General features: G+C 33.8%; 22 protein-coding genes, 1 tRNA gene and 1 riboswitch. Of the genes, 10 read left to right on the top strand and 13 right to left on the bottom strand.

What is annotated here, in order from left to right; all coding sequences use genetic code 11:
- Positions 1-89: 89 nt before the first annotated feature.
- From ANASTE_RS04540 to ANASTE_RS04560, 5 genes are all read right to left on the bottom strand, one after another.
- Entirely contained in the window at positions 90-1268 is a 1179-nt protein-coding gene (locus ANASTE_RS04540; protein WP_007049787.1) for a D-alanyl-D-alanine carboxypeptidase family protein, read from the bottom strand.
- Between the two features lie 52 nt (positions 1269-1320).
- On the bottom strand, positions 1321-1953 hold the full coding sequence (spoIIM, locus tag ANASTE_RS04545; protein WP_039945052.1) for a stage II sporulation protein M: 633 nt from the start codon (positions 1951-1953) through the stop codon (positions 1321-1323).
- An 89-nt stretch (positions 1954-2042) separates the two neighbouring features.
- The gene (locus ANASTE_RS04550; RefSeq protein WP_007049789.1) at positions 2043-2582 is read right to left on the bottom strand and encodes an NUDIX hydrolase; all 540 of its coding nucleotides are present in this window, start codon (positions 2580-2582) and stop codon (positions 2043-2045) included.
- Positions 2582-3046, bottom strand: coding sequence for a transcriptional regulator NrdR (nrdR, locus tag ANASTE_RS04555; RefSeq protein WP_007049790.1), 465 nt, complete (start codon positions 3044-3046; stop codon positions 2582-2584). Before nrdR ends, ANASTE_RS04550 begins: the two co-directional genes overlap by 1 nt.
- Positions 3047-3421: 375 nt before the next feature.
- Positions 3422-5872 carry a MucBP domain-containing protein gene (locus ANASTE_RS04560; RefSeq protein ID WP_007049791.1) on the bottom strand — a complete coding sequence of 817 codons (2451 nt, stop codon included), beginning with the start codon at positions 5870-5872 and terminating at the stop codon, positions 3422-3424.
- Positions 5873-6244: 372 nt separating this feature from the next.
- Positions 6245-6418: riboswitch (Lysine riboswitch) on the top strand.
- 84 nt (positions 6419-6502) lie between these two features.
- Between ANASTE_RS04560 and ANASTE_RS04565 the strand changes: the two genes are divergently transcribed.
- The 4 genes from ANASTE_RS04565 to dapD are packed head-to-tail and all read left to right on the top strand — an operon-like array spanning position 6503 to position 9902.
- Positions 6503-7513, top strand: a complete 1011-nt coding sequence (locus ANASTE_RS04565) for an aspartate-semialdehyde dehydrogenase (RefSeq protein WP_007049792.1) — start codon at positions 6503-6505, stop codon at positions 7511-7513.
- Between the two features lies 1 nt (position 7514).
- A complete protein-coding gene (gene dapA, locus ANASTE_RS04570) occupies positions 7515-8396 on the top strand; it encodes a 4-hydroxy-tetrahydrodipicolinate synthase (protein WP_007049793.1) in 882 nt (293 codons plus the stop codon).
- Between the two features lie 14 nt (positions 8397-8410).
- On the top strand, positions 8411-9160 hold the full coding sequence (gene dapB, locus ANASTE_RS04575) for a 4-hydroxy-tetrahydrodipicolinate reductase (protein ID WP_007049794.1): 750 nt from the start codon (positions 8411-8413) through the stop codon (positions 9158-9160).
- Between the two features lie 10 nt (positions 9161-9170).
- Positions 9171-9902, top strand: coding sequence for a 2,3,4,5-tetrahydropyridine-2,6-dicarboxylate N-acetyltransferase (dapD, locus tag ANASTE_RS04580; protein ID WP_007049795.1), 732 nt, complete (start codon positions 9171-9173; stop codon positions 9900-9902).
- A gap of 553 nt (positions 9903-10455) precedes the next feature.
- On the opposite strand, the gene ANASTE_RS04585 is transcribed toward dapD, so the two are convergent.
- The 4 genes from ANASTE_RS04585 to ANASTE_RS04590 all read right to left on the bottom strand — a co-directional run bounded on the left by ANASTE_RS04585 (position 10456) and on the right by ANASTE_RS04590 (position 12636).
- Positions 10456-10659, bottom strand: coding sequence for an aldehyde dehydrogenase family protein (locus ANASTE_RS04585; protein WP_007049796.1), 204 nt, complete (start codon positions 10657-10659; stop codon positions 10456-10458).
- 459 nt (positions 10660-11118) lie between these two features.
- Positions 11119-11259, bottom strand: coding sequence for a hypothetical protein (locus ANASTE_RS11930; RefSeq protein WP_007049797.1), 141 nt, complete (start codon positions 11257-11259; stop codon positions 11119-11121).
- A 382-nt stretch (positions 11260-11641) separates the two neighbouring features.
- A complete protein-coding gene (locus ANASTE_RS11700) occupies positions 11642-11842 on the bottom strand; it encodes an iron-containing alcohol dehydrogenase (protein WP_007049798.1) in 201 nt (66 codons plus the stop codon).
- Positions 11843-12375: 533 nt separating this feature from the next.
- A complete protein-coding gene (locus tag ANASTE_RS04590) occupies positions 12376-12636 on the bottom strand; it encodes a stage V sporulation protein S (RefSeq protein ID WP_007049799.1) in 261 nt (86 codons plus the stop codon).
- A 357-nt stretch (positions 12637-12993) separates the two neighbouring features.
- Here ANASTE_RS04590 and ANASTE_RS04595 point away from each other — a divergent pair, with 357 nt between their 5' ends.
- Genes ANASTE_RS04595 through ANASTE_RS04610 form a run of 4 tightly spaced genes read left to right on the top strand, consistent with a single transcriptional unit; the run spans position 12994 to position 15993 of the window.
- Complete coding sequence (locus tag ANASTE_RS04595) at positions 12994-13566, top strand: 2-oxoacid:acceptor oxidoreductase family protein (RefSeq protein WP_007049800.1); 573 nt, start codon at positions 12994-12996, stop codon at positions 13564-13566.
- 1 nt (position 13567) lies between these two features.
- Positions 13568-13867: a 4Fe-4S binding protein gene (locus ANASTE_RS04600; protein ID WP_007049801.1), complete on the top strand. Its 300-nt coding sequence runs from the start codon at positions 13568-13570 to the stop codon at positions 13865-13867.
- A complete protein-coding gene (gene porA, locus ANASTE_RS04605) occupies positions 13867-15048 on the top strand; it encodes a 2-ketoisovalerate ferredoxin oxidoreductase subunit alpha (protein WP_007049802.1) in 1182 nt (393 codons plus the stop codon). Before ANASTE_RS04600 ends, porA begins: the two co-directional genes overlap by 1 nt.
- A 9-nt stretch (positions 15049-15057) precedes the next feature.
- A complete protein-coding gene (locus tag ANASTE_RS04610; RefSeq protein ID WP_007049803.1) occupies positions 15058-15993 on the top strand; it encodes a thiamine pyrophosphate-dependent enzyme in 936 nt (311 codons plus the stop codon).
- A gap of 261 nt (positions 15994-16254) precedes the next feature.
- On the opposite strand, the gene ANASTE_RS04615 is transcribed toward ANASTE_RS04610, so the two are convergent.
- Together ANASTE_RS04615 and rny are read right to left on the bottom strand one after the other, a co-directional pair.
- Complete coding sequence (locus ANASTE_RS04615) at positions 16255-17037, bottom strand: TIGR00282 family metallophosphoesterase (protein WP_007049804.1); 783 nt, start codon at positions 17035-17037, stop codon at positions 16255-16257.
- A gap of 15 nt (positions 17038-17052) precedes the next feature.
- Positions 17053-18600, bottom strand: a complete 1548-nt coding sequence (rny, locus tag ANASTE_RS04620; RefSeq protein ID WP_007049805.1) for a ribonuclease Y — start codon at positions 18598-18600, stop codon at positions 17053-17055.
- Positions 18601-19028: 428 nt separating this feature from the next.
- Between rny and mscL the strand changes: the two genes are divergently transcribed.
- Positions 19029-19442 (top strand): large conductance mechanosensitive channel protein MscL, encoded by a 414-nt coding sequence (gene mscL / locus ANASTE_RS04625; RefSeq protein ID WP_039945055.1) that lies wholly within the window; start codon positions 19029-19031, stop codon positions 19440-19442.
- Positions 19443-19548: 106 nt separating this feature from the next.
- Here mscL and ANASTE_RS04630 read toward each other — a convergent pair.
- Positions 19549-19624: transfer RNA gene (locus tag ANASTE_RS04630), tRNA-Thr, on the bottom strand.
- Positions 19625-19913: 289 nt separating this feature from the next.
- On the bottom strand, positions 19914-21074 hold the full coding sequence (locus tag ANASTE_RS04635; RefSeq protein ID WP_052294593.1) for a DUF3048 domain-containing protein: 1161 nt from the start codon (positions 21072-21074) through the stop codon (positions 19914-19916).
- Between the two features lie 268 nt (positions 21075-21342).
- On the opposite strand from ANASTE_RS04635, the gene ANASTE_RS04640 reads away from it, so the two are divergent.
- The gene (locus ANASTE_RS04640; protein WP_007049808.1) at positions 21343-21594 is read left to right on the top strand and encodes a hypothetical protein; all 252 of its coding nucleotides are present in this window, start codon (positions 21343-21345) and stop codon (positions 21592-21594) included.
- Positions 21595-21626: the final 32 nt, after the last annotated feature.

Genomic DNA, 21626 nt, shown 5'->3' on the forward strand with positions numbered 1-21626 from the left:
TTGTCTATATATTCATTATATACCCAAAAGTAAGATTATACAAGATGAAGTAGTATTACATGCTAAAAAAAAGGATACCTATTGGTATCCTATTTCATCATAACAAACTGCCTGAAAGTATTCCTGATAAAGTCAAACGCCCCTACCCTTTCAACATCTTCGTTGGCTATCAAATCCGAAGTGCCTATGACCTTATCTCCGTCGCTTACGATAACACTCCCGAGCTTATCCCCTTTTTTGACGGGAGCGTTTATCTTCTTGTTATCAAGCTTTACATCGGATTTATACTCTTTGTTTTCGTTCTTATTCATCAGGGTAGATATGTTATCTTTTGCTACAGCACTTACTTTATCTTTATTTCCCTTGTTGACCTCTACATCTGCCACCGCCTTATCCTTTTCGACTACGTTCTCCGCCTTATATGTGCTGAAACCGTAATTTAAAAGCTTATTTGCTTCGGCAAATCTGGTCTTTGAATCGGGAGCGTGAAGTATCACGGCAATAAGCCTCAAGTCCCCTTCTTTTCCCGTTGCGGATATGCAGTGCCCCGCATCTGCGGTATACCCTGTTTTAAGTCCGTCTACCTTGTCGTTCATCCTAAGGAGCTTATTTGTATTACTCAAGGTCCTTTCCTTGTCGTTCTTCTTGCCTATTTTTATGGTCTTCTGCCAAGTGGAGCTTATCTTGAATATATCGGGATACTTGCATACTTCCTTGGTCATAAGAGCAATGTCATAAGCGGATGAGTAATGGTCATCTGCCGGCAGTCCGTTGGAATTTACGAAGTGAGAATTCTTCATCCCCAGTTCCTTTGCTCTGTCGTTCATCATAAGTACGAATTTTTCTATGCTTCCTCCCACGAATTCACCCATAGCCGCACATGCGTCGTTTGCGCTCTCGATGATTATGGCATTCAAAAGCTCATCCACACTTCTCATCTCCCCCTCTTCCATAAATAACTGACTTCCCCCCATTTTACTCGCATAATCGGAAATCGTCACCATATCGCTCATATTTATGGTCTTGTTATTTACCGCTTCCAAAATGAGAAGTATCGTCATTACCTTGGTGACACTGGCAAGAGGAAGTTTTTCGTCTTTGTTCTTCTCATATAAAACTTTCCCCGTTCCCACATCCATTAGTACGACCGATTTACTCTGAATATCCATATCAACTTCATTCTTACTCTCTTCCTTTGCGAATACAAAAGACGAAGATGTGAAAATGAGTGAAAATGAAAGAATTAAACTAACTATTTTTTTCAACATATCTATCCTCCTAATAAATAATTATTATGTAAATCAAAAAATATTATTTCTTTTATAAAAATGCAGACGAAAATATTACAATAAACATCGGCACGACATAGCTTTCTATATATATACCGAGGACATTAAGCAAAAATGCCATAACTATATAAATCGTATACCTTATATAAAAAGCGGAATTGTTCACCTGCTTGTAACGGCTCTTATTGTTCTTCTGGATTATGTATTTAAAGGAAGAAGCCGTGACGGAAGCAAATAATAGGGCGGCGGTCTTTATAAGGTTTTGAACTATAAGAACAGCCAGTGCAAAAAGTATCCCCTTAAGACCGAATTTATATATGAAAAACGTATTCGTAAACCCCAGCAAAAATCCGTTGTAAAACACTATGCTTATTGAATAGATAAGACTTAAAACACTAAGCCCCAGTATCCATAGAAACACATATATCTTCGCATCTCTTAATAGCGTCGATGTGAATATTTCCTTGCTGTTTATGGTGGAAGTATCTTTGGTAAGAAGAGAAAAGAAAGAATTGATATAGTTTACCAGTTCTTCTATCTGTTCGCTGCTTAGAAAATATATCGTAACTCCCCCTATCGCAATACCTAGTATGAATACGAACAGGAAAAATAAATATTTATTTTTGTTTTCTTTAAAATGATAATTAATAAATTCTCTAATCATAAATTCAACCTTTTGATTTAATAAGAACAATAAAAAAGACATGCCCTGATACTAAAGGGTATGTCCCATTCTCTGATTTATGATTAATTTTATATATTATTTTCCAAACAGTATCTCATTACACCCGCAACCGTCTTTGCATCGCGTATCTCGCCTTTTAATACACTTTCTTTAAATTCTTTGATGTCTATTTCCACTACATTCAAAAACTCATCATCATCCAAATTCTGCTTTGTCCTTTTTAAGTTAGTGGCAAGATAAACCGAGATCACTTCATCACAGTACCCTACGGCTGAGAGCATATCGAAATAATGTACCATTTTCCCCGCTTTATATCCCGTCTCTTCCTCAAGCTCTCTCACTGCGGCTTCCATCCTGCCTTCATTTCCTTTGTCCAGCTTACCGGCTGGAAGTTCAGTCGTAACATCAAATATCGCACTTCTGTACTGCTTTACGAGTACAAGCTTATTATCATTCGTTACTGCAAAAACAGCACATGAACCACAGTGTTCAAGATTATCTCTCGTTGCTTTCCTGCCGTTTGGAAGTATGACAGTATCACACCTTACATCAAATATATTTCCTTTGAACAAAGTTTCCTTTTTTACTATCTTCTCTTCTATCTCCATTATTTATTTCCTCTGTCACTTAACATAGTCTTGAGTTCATCCATAAAACTGTTCACATCTTTGAACTGTCTGTAAACCGAAGCAAATCTTACGTAAGCAACTTCATCGACGTCTTTCAGTCTCTTCATTATCTCTTCCCCTATAACAGTCGAAGAAACTTCCTTCTTAGCGATTTTTTGTATCTCGCTTTCTATATCATTTACCATATGCTCTATCTGCTCAATGGAGACCGGTCTCTTTTCACATGATTTTATTATACCGTTCATCAGTTTGTTTCTGTCGAAGGACTCTCTTGTACCGTTCTTCTTTACCACTATCAACGGGATAGTCTCCACTTTTTCATATGTGGTGAACCTCTGTGCACAGGATAAGCACTCTCTTCTCCTTCTTATGGCAGTATTATCATCGGTAGGTCTGGAATCTATTACTTTACTTTCTATATAACCGCAGTGTGGACATTTCATTTTTATTTTCCCCTTTCGCAGTGAGTAAATCGTTATACCCTATTGATAGTAAAATTATATACCAAAAAAGCTGGTTTTTCAATATTTAATATGAATACATTACCTTTATTATTATGTTATAACACATAAAAAGAGAGTATTATGTATTATCCTTACATATATGATACAAAATCACCAACTTACCAAATACAATCAAAACATTCCATAAAAAAATATTTGTTTTTATAAGATACAAATACTTATTTTATAAATCAAATTTTTATCCTTTGAAGCTGGTAATCAAAAATATAAAAAAAGAATAACAAATTCAATATCCCCTATATCAAAGATTTATATAAATCCATAAAAAAAGACAGGTTTTACCTGCCTTCTTTTTTATGCTTCTTTTGATTTTTTTATCGTATACATAACTCCGCCTGCGGAAATGACCGCAAAGAACAAGTATAGATAAAGGTTGTTTTCATCGGATGTTTTTACCGAGCCTGAAGGAGGAGTATTTCTATTTGATACATCTCTTCCGCTGCCGGTTCCCGAAGAATTTGTATTATTATTGTTCTTATTTATACTATCTACGTTTTTCGCTTTTTTATAAACAAAAATGATTTCCTGATCGTCTCTCGAATATACTCCGCTTTGACCTCCAACTGTCTTTACGTATTCATAACCTTTTATGTTCGGATATTTTATATCATATCTTTCTTCCAACCCTCCGGTATATACGATATCTTTCTTTATGATATTTCCCTTTTCATCAACGAATTTTACCGTTACCTTACCGACTTCTTTATAAACATATGTAACGACTTTTACATCTTCGGCAAATTTCCCGCTTTCACTGCCTTCCACTTTTACAAGCTCAAAGCCTTTGATATTCTCTTTTTTCGTCTTATAATCATCACCTATCTGACCGTCATAAACATTATCCGGATGAATGGTGTTCCCGTTTATATCAACATACCTGGCAACGACACTGCTTGCGGTATCGCCGACGCTTAAAGGACTGTAAACTACCGTTACGACTTTCACATCTTCTTCGATCTTACCCTTTTCTTCGCCTACTACTTTATCTACTTCATATCCGGGTATATTAGGCTTAGGGACTTCATAATTGTCGCCAACGCTTCCGTTATGAACGACATCTTCTTTTATGACATTCCCATCTTTATCTTCATACCTTATTACGACGCTTCCTCCCTTATTGTCGTCTGTGACACTATCGGGACTCTTTTTGGTATAGATATATCTTACTTCCTTACTGCCCTCTGTAAATTTACCGTTTCTATCTCCGATGACTTCTTTGAATTCATATCCGGGGATAACAAGCTGTGAGGTCTTGTAGTCATCCCCGACTTTTCCTTTATATATCAAATCCATATGTATCTCATTGCCCGCTTCGTCTACATATTTTGCGGTCACACTGCCTTTTTTAACAGGTTGCGGAGGAGATTCCTTTTTATAGACATAAGTAACTATTTGCGGAGTATACATGAATTTACCCGTCTCATTGCCTTCAACTCTTAAAAACTCATATCCCTTTATCTCAAGCTTGCTGGTTTTATAAGCATTATTTTCAAACCCCTTATATACTATATTATCGCATAACTTATTCCCGTCTTCGTCTACATATATTGCAGTCACCGTACAAGGCATGGATACTTTATATACGAATGTAACATCTGTATTCCCTTCAGGAAATACTCCCGAAGAATTCCCCTCTGTCCTTACATATTCGTATCCGTATATATTTTCTTTACTTATATTATAAGGCTCGTCTTTTTCACCCTCATATATTTTATCATCTTTTATTTTATTCCCGTTAATATCCACAAATTTGGCTGTAACGGTACCTTTTATTATCTTTTTATACACAAAAGTAACATTTGTATTTCCCTCGGGGAATGTACCCGAAGCGTTACCTTCGGTCTTTACATATCTGTATCCTTCTATAGCATCCGGTGATACGCTGTAATTTTCTCCCTTTTCCCCTTCGATCTGTTTATCGTCTTTTATCTTATTTCCATCCTCATTTACATAATGTACGTTTACAAATCCTTTAGGCTTCAGTTCTTCGATTACTTCGTCAGGATCTACATATTTATCCCATATTTTTATATCGTATACTTTTCCTCCGGTTGCAGCTTCCGGTTTGTCGTATGCATCACTACTATCAAGTGTATCTGTATCATCAAAGAAGAATCCAATTCTAGTTTTTCCGTCGATTATGATCGGAACACCCCATTTATTTTTGTCGGTTATCTGTAAATCTAATGTTTTGGTTCCGCCGTTTACGATATAAGCTTCAAAAGACCCGGATTTATTTCTTCTGACTATCATATCTATAACTTCATTTGCTTGAGTTATGCTTTTCCCGTTAGTTCCGTAATTAAAAAAATTCAAATGACCGTTACTGTAAAAATAAAACCCTACATCTGAAAGCCCATCTCCATAATCTATGATTTTTCTCCAACTGGGTCCCGTTTCTTTAAATGAAAATTTTAGACCTATAGTATACTCTTCTCCGATATTTTTATCTATATCGATATAAAATCCGCCGCCATTGATCATTGAAGATTCCCACTGAAAATAAGGGCCGTAACTGTCGGAGCCGTATGATGTGGAAGAATTATTCCTGTTCTTATCATCCCCTTCAGCACTCAATACAGTAAGTTCGCTGTGCCCTTTTCGGTCTGTCACATTGTTATTGAAGTTGTACTGAACATAAGGTTCGTTTTTTAAAGTTGCCGCGTTTATGATACTCGGAACCATAAAAATAAATGCTATCAGTACGAAAATAACACCTTTTCTTCTTAATAATTTTTCTTTCATTGCTTTTGATTCCCCTAGCTTTAATCAAGTTACTCAAAGTATAATTTTTGTAACAAATGTGGTATATTAAAATTAATGCGATATATTCATGAAAAAAACTAGAAATATATCAAAAAAAATAATAATATGTATTAATTTATCTAATAATTAAATCTTTTTTATTGTTACTCAATGTATACCTTTTTTGACAATTTCTTAAAACTTTTAACCTAAAAAGTCTTTATTCATAAGGAATTTTTGATTTATTAAGGAAAGCATGCTCTTTGCTTTTGATCCCCCTAGCTTTAATCAAGTTATTAAAAGTATTATAAAGTACTTGCATAAATAGCCTTTTCCCTCTATAATAAAGAAAGATTAAAAATTAATAAGTAGTGTTAAGATAGAGGCGCGGATTTTATCAGTAAATTATTTGATGCAGGTAAATGCAGGTAAGAATGGTCGAAAGGAAAATCTGCCGAGGAAGTTTATATTTTACCGTTTAGATTTCCGGGCTTAATGTTAAGAGCATTGAGACTGTCATCGCTTAGATGGAGTGCTATTCACAAATACTAATTTTTTTGTGTATTATGAGTCGCTTTGTCGGCTTTTATTTTTTATAACACTATAAAAAATACACTTAGGAGGAATAATATGGGAAAATACAATGTAGCGATTGCGGGTGCAACCGGTGTTGTAGGACAAAAAATGATTGAAGTTTTAGAGGAGAGCAATATAGCCGTAGATAATTTCTATCCTATGGCGTCAAGCCGTTCGGCAGGTAAAAAAGTCACATTCAGAGGTAAGGAATATACCGTTGAAGAATTGAATGAACATTCTTTTGATAAAGATATAGATTTTGCATTATTTTCTGCGGGAGGAGGAACAAGTAAAAAGTTTGCTCCTATAGCCGCAAAAAACAATGTTGTCGTTATCGATAACTCATCTCAGTGGAGAATGGATGATGAAGTGCCTTTGGTGGTTCCCGAAGTTAATCCGAAAGATGCGCTTAAAACTAAAGGTATCATAGCAAATCCTAATTGTTCTACTATTCAGGCGATGGTTGTTTTAAAACCCCTTCATGATGCATATAAAATTAAAAGAGTAATATATTCTACATATCAGGCTGTTGCCGGTTCAGGTATAAAAGGTATAAAAGATTTGGAAGAAGGCGTAAAAGGCGGTAAAAATGAATTTTATCCTGTGCAGATAGCCTACAACTGTCTTCCTCATATTGATGATTTTACCGAAAACGGATATACGAAAGAAGAACTGAAAATGGTAAATGAAACTCATAAGATACTCGGAGATTATGATATCAAAGTTACCGCTACCACAGTAAGAGTCCCTGTATTCGTAGGTCACAGCGAAAGTATAAATCTTGAATTTGAAAAACCGTTTGACGTAGATGAAGCGAGAGAACTTCTTAAAAATGCACCGGGAGTTATCGTGAAAGATGATATATCCGTTCCGGAATATCCTACTGTTTTGGATGCTGCGGGAAATGACGAAGTATATGTAGGCAGGATAAGAAGAGATTTCTCTGTTAAAAGCGGAATGAACCTATGGTGCGTTGGAGATAATATCAGAAAAGGTGCGGCTTCAAACACAGTACAGATTGCCGAGTACTTGATAAAAGAAAACTTCTTCGGAAAGGAAAATTAATATGTCAATTTTTAAAGGTGTTGCTACGGCGTTAGTTACGCCGTTTGATGAAAATAATAGAGTCGATTTAAATGTTCTCGAAACACTTATAAACGACCAGATAGAAAGCGGTATTAACGGTCTCGTTATATGCGGTACCACGGGAGAATCTCCAACGGTTACGGATAAAGAAAAAGATGAAATATTCAGAGTCAGTAACGAAGTCATAGCGGGAAGAGTTCCTTTCATTGCAGGTACGGGAACAAACAATACTCAGCATGTGTTGGAACTTACGGAAATCGCCGCAAAAAGAGGTGCGGACTCTGTTTTGATAAATAATCCGTACTACAATAAATCCAGCGACGAAGGTATTTATAATAGCTATGAATATATAAGCGACAGAGTAGATGTACCTATCATTGTATATAATGTACCTTCAAGGACAGGGAAAAATATTTCCGCTTCTCTTGCAATAGAACTTACTAAGATAAAAAATGTAAAAGCTTTCAAAGAAGCAAGCGGAGATTTATCTCAGGTGGCAAGGATCATGAAAGACCTTCCAGAAGATGTTGAACTTTACTCAGGGAATGATGACCAAATCATGCCTGTACTTTCTTTAGGCGGAGACGGAGTTATTTCAACTTGTTCAAATATAATACCTAAAACTTGTGTTGAGCTTACAGACGCATTTTTCAGCGGAGACATCAAGACTGCAATTCAAAAACAGCTTGATATTTTACCTATGTGCGATGCACTGTTCTGTGAATGTAATCCTATCCCCGTTAAAACAGCTATGAAAATAATGGGGCTTAAAACAGGAGATATGAGACTTCCTTTGGTTGAGCTGACAGGTGCAAAGAGGGAATTATTGGAAAAGACTTTAAAAGAATATTCTTTGATTTAAAGAGGATAAATTAAATGATAAAAGTAATGATTAGCGGCTTTAACGGAGCCATGGGACAAAACGTTAAGAATATCGTCGAAGGCTATGAGGATATGAAGATAGTCTGCGGATTTGATAAGCAATCAAAGGAAAACGAAGGATATCCTATTTATTCTTCATTTGATGATATAAAAGAAGAGATAGATGTGGTGATAGATTTTTCACATTTTAGCCTTGTCGATGATTTGATAGATTTTTGTGTAAAAACAAATACCGCACTTGTATGTGCTACTACAGGGCTTGAAGACAGTACAAATGCACATCTTGAAGAAGCCAGCAAGACTATCCCTATATTCAAAACAGGGAATTTTTCTTACGGCATAAGCGTAGTTAGCAAAATGCTTGAACTTGGTGCGAAGATGTTATGCGAAGATTTTGATACGGAAATAATTGAAAAACATCATAACAGAAAAGTTGACGCCCCAAGCGGGACAGCATATATGCTCGCTGACGTGATTAAAGAAAATGCTGATAAAGAACTTGAATATAAATTTTCAAGATACGGCAAAGATGTGAAAAGAGAAAAGAAAGACCTTACCATTCATGCTGTAAGAGGCGGTACTATAGTAGGGGAACACGAAGTTATTTTTGCCGGGGAAGATGAAATAATAGAAGTAAAACATACTGCTTTATCGAGAAAGGTCTTTGCTGTGGGTGCCGTAAAGGCAGGCAGATACATTTACGATAAAGGCTATGGATACTTTGAAATGAATGATATAGTATAAGGAGAAAAGAATGGATAACAGTAAACTAAAAGAACAATTCGATTTAACAAACCCATATGAAATCGCAAAATATATCAAAGCGGCGGAAAAAAGCACACCTATAAAATTATATGTTAAAGGTGATTTGGTAGAAAATTTACTTCTGGGGCTTGAATACTACGGGAACAACGGTTCATATATAGTATTCGGAGAAAAAGAAGAAGTATTTGATTTTGTTGAATGCAACAAAGACAGGATCGAAAGCTACAGAATGGAATACGACAGAAGGAATTCCGCAATACCTATGATGGATACGAATGATGTTGACGCAAGGATAGAACCGGGTGCAAACATCAGAGAAGGAGTTCAAATCGGTAAGAATGCTGTAATTATGATGGGTGCAACGATCAATATCGGTGCGGTCATAGGCGAAGAGTCTATGATAGATATGAACGCTGTTTTAGGTGCCAGAGCTACCGTAGGTAAGAGAAGTCATATCGGTGCCGGTTCTGTTTTGGCAGGTGTTCTTGAACCTCCTTCAGCGACTCCAGTTATCGTAGGGGATGACTGTATGATAGGCGGAAACGTAGTAGTTCTTGAAGGTGTAGAGATAGGTAACGGCAGCGTTGTTGCCGCGGGAAGCGTTGTAACCGAAAACGTACCGGAAGGTGTTGTAGTTGCAGGAGCTCCAGCAAAAATCGTAAAAAACAAAGACGATAAGACAGAAGAAAAGACTGAACTTCTTGATGATCTTAGAGGCTAAACATACATTGTATTTTTAAATATAATAAAAAAGAGCATTTAAATTTTAACAATGTTCTTTTTTTATTATATTATTTGAATAAACTTAATAAACTCCATGAGGAAACAAGATTTATATTTATTTGTTTTACTTTGGTGTATCCTTCAACTAAATTCACCGAGATCTCTTTTTATCTCTCTAATTTTATAAGCTTCCCAAGAATCTTTAGATAAACTGAATGATGGGTATTTATTCATGTTATACATACTCTTATTTTTACCCTAATATCCTTTGAACCATCATTTTAAATATTCCTAAGGCAAGCCCGTGGCACTGTTATTTACAATCTTTATTATTTCATTTTTTTCTTCTAAACGATTAATACTAATTCTTCTTACACTAAACACATATTTTATGTTGTATCTGTAAATATTATAGTAGCCATATAATATCAGACTTTATGTTCGCTGTTTTCAAATATATATATCAAAGTTCCATCTTCCTTACCTATATTCATATAACCCAATACCTAATTCATACGCTGTTTAATGACTAAAAATCCCATGTCGGTATCTCATTCGATTCCGTTTTCGACTTTTATATTTTCTTCTCTTTTCTTTAGTTCTTTTATAAATTCATCGTAAATATCTTCTTCAAAGAGTAGTAGCTTCGCACCTGTTGCATATAACTGTTCTGCATTAAAGAATATTACATATAAGACGTAATACAAAGCCAATTTAAAATCTGAATCGCTAAATACTATACTAGATAAACTCAAAAGAAATATTCTTTATCGTATCAGCTATAAATTGGTTTATTGTTTTTCCAGCTTTTCATCCTAAAGTAAAAATAAATATACTTCTTAAAAAAACTTTCTTTTTAATATGGGGAAAATAATAAAGCGATATATTCGAAAGCTTCCTAAGGAGAAATTCTAATGATGCCATCCCATTTTGGTGAATTTTCCCACTATGCCTCTGATCGTAATTTAGCTGCACATCATTACTACTTTTGGAGCAATAATATTTAAACCTACATACAAATGAAGATATTTTCCTTTTAACACTTTTACCGGTTTCTTATCATATACCAAATCTTCTATATAATACTAGATCCACTCAAACCTCATTTATCTGTTCTTTTATAAAATCTTAAATAAAGTATTATAATCTACCATAAAGAAATCTTCACATTCTAATACTCCCGCTGTGTATCTTGTAACCATAGACATAAAAAGCTATTTAATTTTATTTTCATATAATTTCACTTCAAGTCTTCTTGCTTTCTCCTTAAACCTGACAAGTACTATTCCTTCTTTCGCACAGCATCCTACATCCCTTGTGAACATTTGATATACACATACTTCGGTAGATTCCACAAGTTACACGTCAACTCCATTTGATATTTTCATTATCTTTTTTTCTTTTTTATATTATATAAACATATAAGTCATCTGTACTTGCTTTTATAGAATTATCCAAAATACCTCCATCATTATAAGCTGATTTGGCAAATACATTAAGATTTTATTTAATTACGTCAAGCTCTCTAAAGTTAATGTTAAGATCAATAGCATTCTTCAATTTTTCTGAATTATTCTTCAAGTTATATTTAATTTTATACATAAGCATAAGTGCATTTACCTTTGTGTGAGATAATGCACTTATGCGCTACCAATAAATACACTATCCCAAGCCTTACGTTCTTAAAACTTCGTTCTAAAAAGTATGATGAGAGAACTTTTTTAAAGCAATATTTTTTTAATTTTTTATATATTTAATCAAAAGCTTTGATATGAGTTTAATTACTTTGATTAAATACATACCGCTAAATTTATTTTTTCTAATACATGTATAGCTTTCTATTACATATGTCCTCTTATCCAATCCTGTAGCCGCTGTAACTTGCTTAGGTAATGTCAACATAAGTTCAGAGTTCCAAAATTCAATTCGTTTTTTCATCTTTAAAGGCTTAGAATACTAATAAATTTTCTAATAAACGCAATCTATTATTGTTATATTCACTACCAGTATATTTTAAATTTTTTATTTTCATTATCCTATCCTCCAATCATTAATAACTATATCAAGGTATTATATATTATTAGCAAAAGAAAGAATTTATAGAAATAACAAAAAGAAAGAATTATATTATGCATTATGAACAAAAGGTAAAAGGTCGCGGAATATTGTAAAGAAAGGAATGTTGCCCCAAATAAGCTAAACGAAAAAAAGAATTATCTTCATAACTATAACAAGACAATAGCTTATTATAAATAGAAAAAATGATGTAAGAAAATTTTTAGTTTATTGAAACCATAATTGATAATTTAAATATTAATTAGAATCATAAATAATTAAATCTATTAATAACTTTCCTTTAAAATTCACTCATATTACTCAGCAATCTGACGATTATATAAGCTTTAATAAAGCAAAACTTATCTATTCTGACGAATAGTAAGTAATAAAAAAGCACCGCATAAGCGGTGCAATTATCTGCTTTTAACTATTAATTTAATTCCTGTCCTGTCACTTCCGTTTATTTCAACTTCCGTAAAAGCCGGAATACAAACAAGGTCATGACCTCCCGGTGCAACATATCCTCTAGCGATAGCTATAGCTTTTATAGCCTGATTTAATGCTCCAGCACCTATTGCCTGAACTTCTGCCTGATCACTTTCTCTAATCACACCTGCTAATGCCCCAGCAACTGAATTGGGGTTTGAACCTGATGATACTTTTAATACTTCCATAATGTTTTCCTCCTGGTTTGTATGTTATGGATAACTGGGCGACCTTTTATAAGTCTGTCATTAATTAATATGTATTAATTCAATAAATATGTACTTAATTAATTTAATTTTATCCATAAATGACTTTCTATTATTTAGTTTACTTTGAAAATCTAAAAATATGATAGCATAATGAAATTTAGAATTTTCGTATAATTTGTCGAATAAATAATATTAAAATATATAATAAAATATAAAATTTCAACAATTTTCTAAATTATTTATCTATTTCTGACATAATAGTTTGCAATATTCAGAAAATTCTGATATAATGCTTTGGTATACTTAAAATTGGATATATAAAAAGGAGATAAATTAATGAACGACTGTGTAGAAATCAGATGGCACGGAAGAGGCGGTCAGGGTGCCAAAACAGCAGCGTTGTTACTTGCTGATGTTGCTTTTCAAACAGGGAAATATGTGCAGGGTTTTCCTGAATACGGACCGGAACGTATGGGTGCACCTATAACTGCTTATAATCGTATCAGTGACAAACCGGTAAGAGTACATTCGAATATCTATACACCGCAGTTCGTGGTAGTGGTAGACGAAAGCTTGCTATCCAGCGTTGATGTAACAAAAGGACTTAGAGAAGACGGTGCGATTGTTATAAATACTACAAAAGAAAAAGAAGATATAAAACATCTTTTAAATGAATATAAAGGAGATATTTACACGATAGATGCTAAAAAAGTTTCAATAGCGTGCCTTGGAAAATACTTTCCCAACTCACCTATGTTAGCTGCTATCGTAAAAGTATCTAATATTATGGACGAAAAATTATTCTTAAGTGAAATGAAATCATCATTTGAACACAAATTTTCCAATAAACCTGAAGTGGTCAACGGAAATATGAAAGCATTAAAAATGGCTTTGAAGGAGGTAAGGTAATATGTCAGATATAAAGAAACTCAGCGGAAAGCCGGCCTGGCATGAACTTACTACCGGTATGACAATCAATAAAGGCGGAACTTCAAAGCTTTTTAACACCGGCGAATGGTCAAGTGAAAAACCTACAGTAATAGAAGAGGAGTGCAGACAGTGTCTTCTCTGTTCACAGGCTTGTCCCGACAGTGCAATTCCGGTAACAAAAAATGAAAGAGTAAAAGTAGATACCAACCATTGTAAAGGGTGCGGTATCTGTGTAAAAATTTGCCCCTTCGGCGCAATAAAAATGAAAGGAGTAAAATAATGGCAAAAAAAGATAGATTATCAGGAAATGAAGCGGCGGCATATGCACTCAGACAAATCGATCCCGATGTTTTTCCCGCTTTTCCTATTACACCATCAACAGAAATACCGCAGTATTTTGCTTCTTTTGTAGCCGACGGTAAAGTAAACAGTGAGTTTATCCCTGTAGAAAGCGAACACTCTTCCATGAGCGCGGCAATAGGTGCAGAAGCAGCAGGAGCAAGAAGTGTTACAGCAACATCTTCATGCGGGCTTGCCTTCATGTGGGAAGAGTTATACGTTGCGGCGTCTGACAGGCTTCCCATTTTACTTGCCCTTGTAAACAGAGCCTTATCCGGTCCTATCAATATCAACTGCGACCATTCAGACAGTATGGGTGCAAGAGACTCCGGATGGATCCAGATATATTCTGAAAATAATCAAGAAGCATACGATAATATGATACAAGCTTATCCTATTGCCGAAAATAAAAATGTATTACTGCCTATAATGGTATGTCAGGACGGATTTATCACATCTCATGCAGTTGAAAATATAGAGTTGCTCGAAGATGAAAAAGTTAAAAAATTTGTGGGCGAATATGAACCTGAAAATTATCTTCTTAATGCTAAAAAACCTTTGGCGGTAGGTCCTTATTCGGTTACAGACTATTATATGGAAGCAAAAGTAGCTCAGGCTCATGCCATGAAGAGTGCAAAACAAGCAATTTTAGATGTTGCTAAGAAATTTGAAAAATTATCAGGCAGAAAATATGGCTTATTTGAAGAATATAAACTTGAAGATGCGGATTACGCGGTAGTTATAATAGGTTCTGCAGCAGGAACTACGAAAGATACAATCGATGAAATGAGAAAAGAAGGGAAAAAAGCAGGGCTGTTAAAAATAAGAGTCTTCAGACCTTTCCCCGGAGAAGAAATCGCAAAAGCACTTAAAAACGTAAAAGCCGTAGCTATTATGGACAGAGCAGAAAGTTTTAATTCTCAAGGCGGACCTTTAGGTGCAGAAGTAATGTCAAGTTTATATAAAGCTAAAAGCACTTCAAAAGCGATAAATTATGTATATGGTCTTGGCGGAAGAGATGTAACGGTAGATGATATGAGAAAAGTATTCGAAACACTTGAAGAAATAGATAAATCCGATGAAGACTTCGAAACTTATAGATTCATGGGTGTAAGAGAGTAGAGGTGCGATATGAGTTATAATTTTAAAGAAATAATGAGTAGACCCGAACGTTTGGCACCGGGACACAGAATGTGTGCGGGATGCGGAGGAACAATAGCTGCAAGAAACGTTTTAAGAGGACTTAAAGCGGAAGATAAAGCAGTTATCGTAAATGCCACCAGCTGTATGGAAGTTTCAACATATATGTATCCTTATACTTCATGGGAAGACAGTTATATACATAATGCATTTGAAAATGCAGGCTCAACAATAAGCGGTGTTGAAGGAGCATACAATGCTCTTAAAAGAAAAGGTAAACTAAAAGATGATACCGACTTTAAATTTATTGCATTCGGAGGTGACGGCGGTACATACGATATAGGATTTCAGTCATTATCCGGAGCCATGGAACGTAATCACGATTTTACATATGTATGTTACGATAACGGAGCATATATGAATACAGGAATTCAGCGTTCGTCTGCGACTCCTATGTATGCGGATACTACAACTACTCCCGTAGGCAAGAAAAGCAATGGGAAGCTTCAAAACAGAAAAGATCTTACAGAAATAATGGTAGCACACAATGCACCTTATGTTGCACAGACTACGTTTGTACAAAACTTTAAAGATTTACATATAAAAGCCGAAAAAGCAATTTACACTAAAGGAGCTTCGTTTTTAAATGTTATGTCGCCTTGTCCGAGAGGCTGGAGATATGATACTCCTGACATCATCGAAATATGCAACCTTGCGGTTGAAACATGCTACTGGCCTTTATTCGAAGTAATCAACGGAGAATGGATATTAAACTACGAACCTAAAAGAAAACTTCCTATCGAAGATTTCTTAAGACCACAGGGAAGATTTAAACATCTGTTTAAAAAAGGAAATGAAGATTTAATTGTTCAGTTCCAAAAAGAAGTAGATAAAAGATGGGAAAATCTTTTAAAAAAATGTAAATAAATATTATTTAGCCATAATATAAAAAAACAGCCGAAGGTAATTCTCGGCTGTTTTTTATTTTAAATAAAATAATCTTTATAATATAATTTAATGGTATTAAAAAATTTCATTGGTTATAAAGAAATTACGAAATTTAATTAAAATTAAAATGGAAATGTCTTACAAAATTAATTTATATTAATAAGGAGGGTACTACGCCTGACTTCGTCAGATTCCGCGCCCTCTTACATATTCAATAAAAAAATACAGCTATTCACTGTCTTAATCATATATTTTATAAATTCTCTCTACATCAACACATTTAAAAGTACTATCATCAAATGTAAACACCGCACCGTTTATCTGTCTTCTGCCTTCGGCTAAAGCATATTTACCCGCAGGACGCTGTACTTTAAACTTCTTTACTATAAAATCCCTGTCAACGCCTATAACGCCGTCTACACTGCCGCACATACCGACATCGGTAAGATATCCGGTTCCTCCGCTAAGGACCATATTATCGGCTGTTTGAACATGTGTATGTGTTCCGTAAACACCTGAGAACTTTCCATCAACAAAATATCCCATTGCAATCTTCTCACTTGTAGCTTCCGCATGAAAATCGAGCATGATTATATCGGTAATATTCTTTATTTCCTCATAAATCCTCTCGGCTTCTTCAAAAGGATTATCTAATGGATTTAGATATGTCGTACCTGATAAATTGACGACCCCTACCCTTACTTTCCCCACACGATATATTTCATATCCTCTTCCGGGACAAGGGGCAGGATAATTTGAAGGTCTTAAGATCCTATCTTCTTCTTGAATAAAATTATATATATCCTTATTATCCCAAATATGATTTCCCGAGGTTATCACATCTATTCCACAGCCTATAAGCTCATTGTAAACTTTTCTTGTGATGCCTTTTCCGTTTGCCGAGTTTTCCCCGTTTGCAATAACAAAATCAGCTTTATATTCTGCCTTAATGTTTGAAAGCTCATCAACGATGAGCTTTCTTCCATACTTGGCAAAAATATCACCAAATACTAAAATCTTCAATTTTATACCTCTTAACTATTTTGCATATTCCGTAGCTCTTGTTTCTCTGATCATGCTTACTTTGATATGACCAGGATATTCAAGGTCATTTTCTACCATATTAGCAATTTCTTTAGCTACGTGAACCATTTGTAAATCGTCTACTTGCTCAGGCTTAACCATAACTCTGATTTCTCTGCCCGCTTGAATAGCAAATGACTTATCTACTCCTTCAAATGAGTTGGCAATTTGTTCAAGTTTTTCAAGACGTTTTGTATAACTTTGTAAAGTTTCTCTTCTTGCTCCCGGTCTCGCTGCTGAAATTGCATCAGCTGCCTGAACAAGAACAGCTTCTACGGTTTGAGGTTCAACATCACCGTGGTGTGCTTCAACCGCATGAATGACTTCTTTATTTTCTTTATACTTCTTAAGCATGTCAACACCGATACTTACATGGCTTCCTTCCACTTCGTGGTCGATAGCCTTTCCTATATCATGAAGCATTCCCGCTCTTCTGGCAAGTTTTGCATTTGCACCGAGCTCATCAGCCATAATACCTGCTAAATTAGCAACTTCTATTGAATGTTTCAATACATTCTGTCCGTAACTTGTACGATAATGAAGTCTACCTATAAGCTTAGTTAAATCAGGATGAAGCTTGATTACATTCGTATCGAATAATGCTTGTTCACCCATCTCTCTAATTTTAGTGTCAATTTCTTTTTCTGCTTTTTTGATCGTTTCTTCAATTCTTGCAGGATGAATTCTTCCATCCACAATAAGTCTTTCAAGAGATATCCTTGCAATTTCTCTTCTAACAGGGTCAAAACCGGAAAGTATAACAGCTTCCGGAGTATCATCGATTATCAGATCAATACCTGTTAGTGTTTCAATAGTCCTGATATTTCTGCCTTCCCTACCGATAATCCTTCCCTTCATTTCATCATTAGGAAGGTTTACCACAGAAACCGTAGTTTCAGCAACGTGGTCAGCCGCACATCTTTGTATAGCATAAGATACGATTTCCATAGCCTTTTTATCAGCTTCTTCTTTTGCTTCCAACTCCTTATTTTTAATAAGTAATGCGGTTTCCCTTGAAATTTGTTTTTCTACATCAGCTAACAATAGTTGTCTGGCTTCTTCAAAAGTCAGTTTTGAAATCTTTTCAAGTTCCTTGATTTGTTCCTGATGTGTTTTTTCTAATTTTTCTTCTTTCTTTACTAATTCATCGCTTTTCTTAATAAGTTTTTCTTCTTTATGGTCAAGAGCTTCGCTTCTCTTATCTGCCATTTCCTCCCTTTGAAGAACTCTTTTTTCAACTAATTGAAGTTCTTCCCTTCTGGCTCTGGCTTCTTTGTCAAAATCACTTTTTAAGTTGAATACTTCATCTTTAGCTTCAATAAGCTTTTCTTTTTTTATTCTTTCGCCTTCTTTTAATGCGTCTTCTACCATTTTATTGGCAGTCTGCTCAGCATTTCTAAGCTTACCTTCACCTGATGACTGTTTATAATATCCACCAACGAAAAAGCAAATTACCCCAATTACAGCTGCTATAATTAGCACTACTGGAAGTGATAATTCCATTTTCTCCTCCTTGTATTTTGATTTAACATTTTATTAAATTAATAATTTAGTATGTAGAGGAAATAAAATAAACTAAACAAAACAATACTACGTTTAAAATATTAGAATTTGAAAAAATAAAAATAATATCAAAAATTTAAAACATTATTATTTATATATAAAAACTAAACAGGTTTAGTTAATTATCTCATTAATACATACTACTTATTAATTTTAATGTTTTTTCATTATTAAGTCAATAAAAAATTAAAAAAGGTTTTAATAAATTTTAAGACCTTTTTAATAATTATGTTTAAAACAGAGATATTTTATATCATAATTATATTTTAACTTCATTTTTTTATTTATTTTAACATTTTTTTACAAGTATTGAAGATATACTCAAAATAATGTATAATGTTGTCGAATTAATTATCGGAGGTAAAAATATGAAGAAATTCTTTCAGGAATTCAAGGAATTTGCACTAAGAGGAAATGTAATGGATTTAGCCGTTGGGGTTATTATCGGGGGAGCATTCCAAGCTATAGTTAACTCATTGGTTAAAGATATAATTTCTCCATTAATAGGTCTTTTTGCAAAAACAGACTTTAATGATTTAGTCATAAATGTACTTGGAGTCAACATAAAATATGGTTCTTTTATAACGAATGTAATTAACTTCATTATAATGGCATTTATTATATTTATGCTAATAAAAGGACTTAATAAACTTGCTGAAATCGGCAAGAAGAAAAATGATTTACCTGAAGAACCTACCACGAAGATATGTCCTTACTGTCTAAGTGAAATTCCTATAAATGCAACAAAATGTGCACATTGTACATCGGAATTAAGCGAATAAAAACAAAAAAGAGACAACAGTCTTTTTTTTGTTTTACTTATATGAGTATATATTAATAATAAAATAAAAAAACTTTGATTTCTCAAAGCTTAAAATTCATAAAAAATGGAGCTGATGATAGGACTTGAACCTACAACCTGCTGATTACAAATCAGCTGCTCTACCGATTGAGCCACATCAGCACCTGCCTATATAATATACTAAATAGATAAAAAAATGTCAAGAACTTTTTTTATATTTTATACGAAAATTCAAATTTACAAAAAGCACAATAAATAATACATATATTTAATGATAAACTTAAATTTAAAATCCTTTCAAATAGCTTATTACAGTAATATTAAAAACAATAATATTTTAAAACTAAATTATAAACCCGCTATATAAAAGGATTTTAAATTATTAAAAAAATGTGAGCTTTAGGTTAGCAACAAAATAAATTTATATATTTTGTTTAATATTCAAATAATCCTATTTTTCAGTACTGCTGTCATCAGCTACAGGAGCATATATTTCTTTTGTTTGAACATCTTCTTTATTCGTATTAAGCTTTGTTTGTTTTTTATTTATAACACCTATATAACTTTTACCTTCATATACGCTTAGTTCATTTCCTTCAGGAGTAGTCACTTTCAAATCACTTGCTTCGGAGTCTTTTGACCATTTGATTTTCTGAACTCTTCCGTTTGATAAATAATATCCGTTCCCACCGGTCCAATCGACTTTTTTAAGTTCTTTTATTCCAAGCATACCGATATCAGTTTCCAAAACAAATACGTTGGTGAATTCTAATTGTTTATTGGTCTTACCGTCCATTTGTTTATTCCCACAGTGTTCTTTCTTATAAGTATGAGTGGATTCATCAAACGTAAATGTAGAATAATATTCGTTTGAAAAATTAAGCGTTGCTTTTGGACAGGCTGTTAACTTTGTAGTCTCAATAACTTGCTTTTCTTCTTCTTTCTTTCCAAACAACTTATCGAAAAATCCGGGTTCTTCTTCCTCTTTTTTATCTTCTTCCAATACCAAAGGCTCAAAATTAAAAATAGGTTTCTTCTTATCTTCTTTTAAATCGATCCTCATTTTATCGCTTTTTATTGCGTCAGGCAAATTCTTACCTTTTAAATAAGCGGTATGTTCCAAAGCATATTTACCGAGTCTTTCATCGTCTCTGGCAAATAATTTAGAACCGTAAGACATACCGTTAAATCTGTCTATTTTAAGTCTATTTAGAGTATCTGTGGCATATTGATTGCCTCCCCAGTGAACATAAATAGAATCAAAACTATCCGCAAAAATCGGGAAATAATATCTGCAGCTTCTTATAGGGCAAACATTAGGAACCTTCGTATAGTCTCCGTAAACAGCCATAAGTCTGGTTATCGCACCTTCTACGGGGATTTCAAATATAATGTCCGCATCACTAATACCATACTGAGGCATAGCTTCTTTATGATTATTTACCATAACCGCAATAGGTCTCTTCCCTACGGCTTCTTTGGAAATACCTTCCATACCGGTAAGTAAATTCACATCTGCTTTCTTTTCCACTGTCTCTTCTTTACCGCATCCATATAGGAATGAACAGCATAAAAACGTACACATTAAAATTGCTATAATTCTTTTTTTCATAATTTCCCTCCTAAACATAAGAAAATTTTATCATATTTTATCCTTTCATGCAAACATTTGCAAAATTTATAAAATAATTTAACATAATCTACACTTAGGATTTACTAAAATAAGAAAATAATGTAAAGATTTTATCCAATAATAAAGAATAATATTTATATTATTACAATTGATTTGACACAATAAATATTAAGATATATACTTTAATCAAGAGTTAGCAAAATCTAACATCGTTTATTTGAAAATATTATAATTAAGGAGAAATAAAATGATAGAATATAAATTTGATACACAATTACTTATTGCGGGAGAAAATCTATCGGAAGATGAAATTTATGAATATTTTGTAAAACACTTTAAAGGGGATTGTTTACTTGCTGTTGGGGATGAAAATCTGATAAAAATACATTTTCATACAAACGAACCTTGGGAAGTACTTCAGTACTGTGACTCTATAGGTGATATTCACGACGTGGTGGTAGAGAATATGGAAAGACAATCAAAAGGATTGAAAGGTTAAACAAAAAAAAGAAGTATAATAGAATATACTTC

The organism is Anaerofustis stercorihominis DSM 17244 (genome assembly GCF_000154825.1).
Lineage (GTDB): Bacteria > Bacillota > Clostridia > Eubacteriales > Anaerofustaceae > Anaerofustis > Anaerofustis stercorihominis.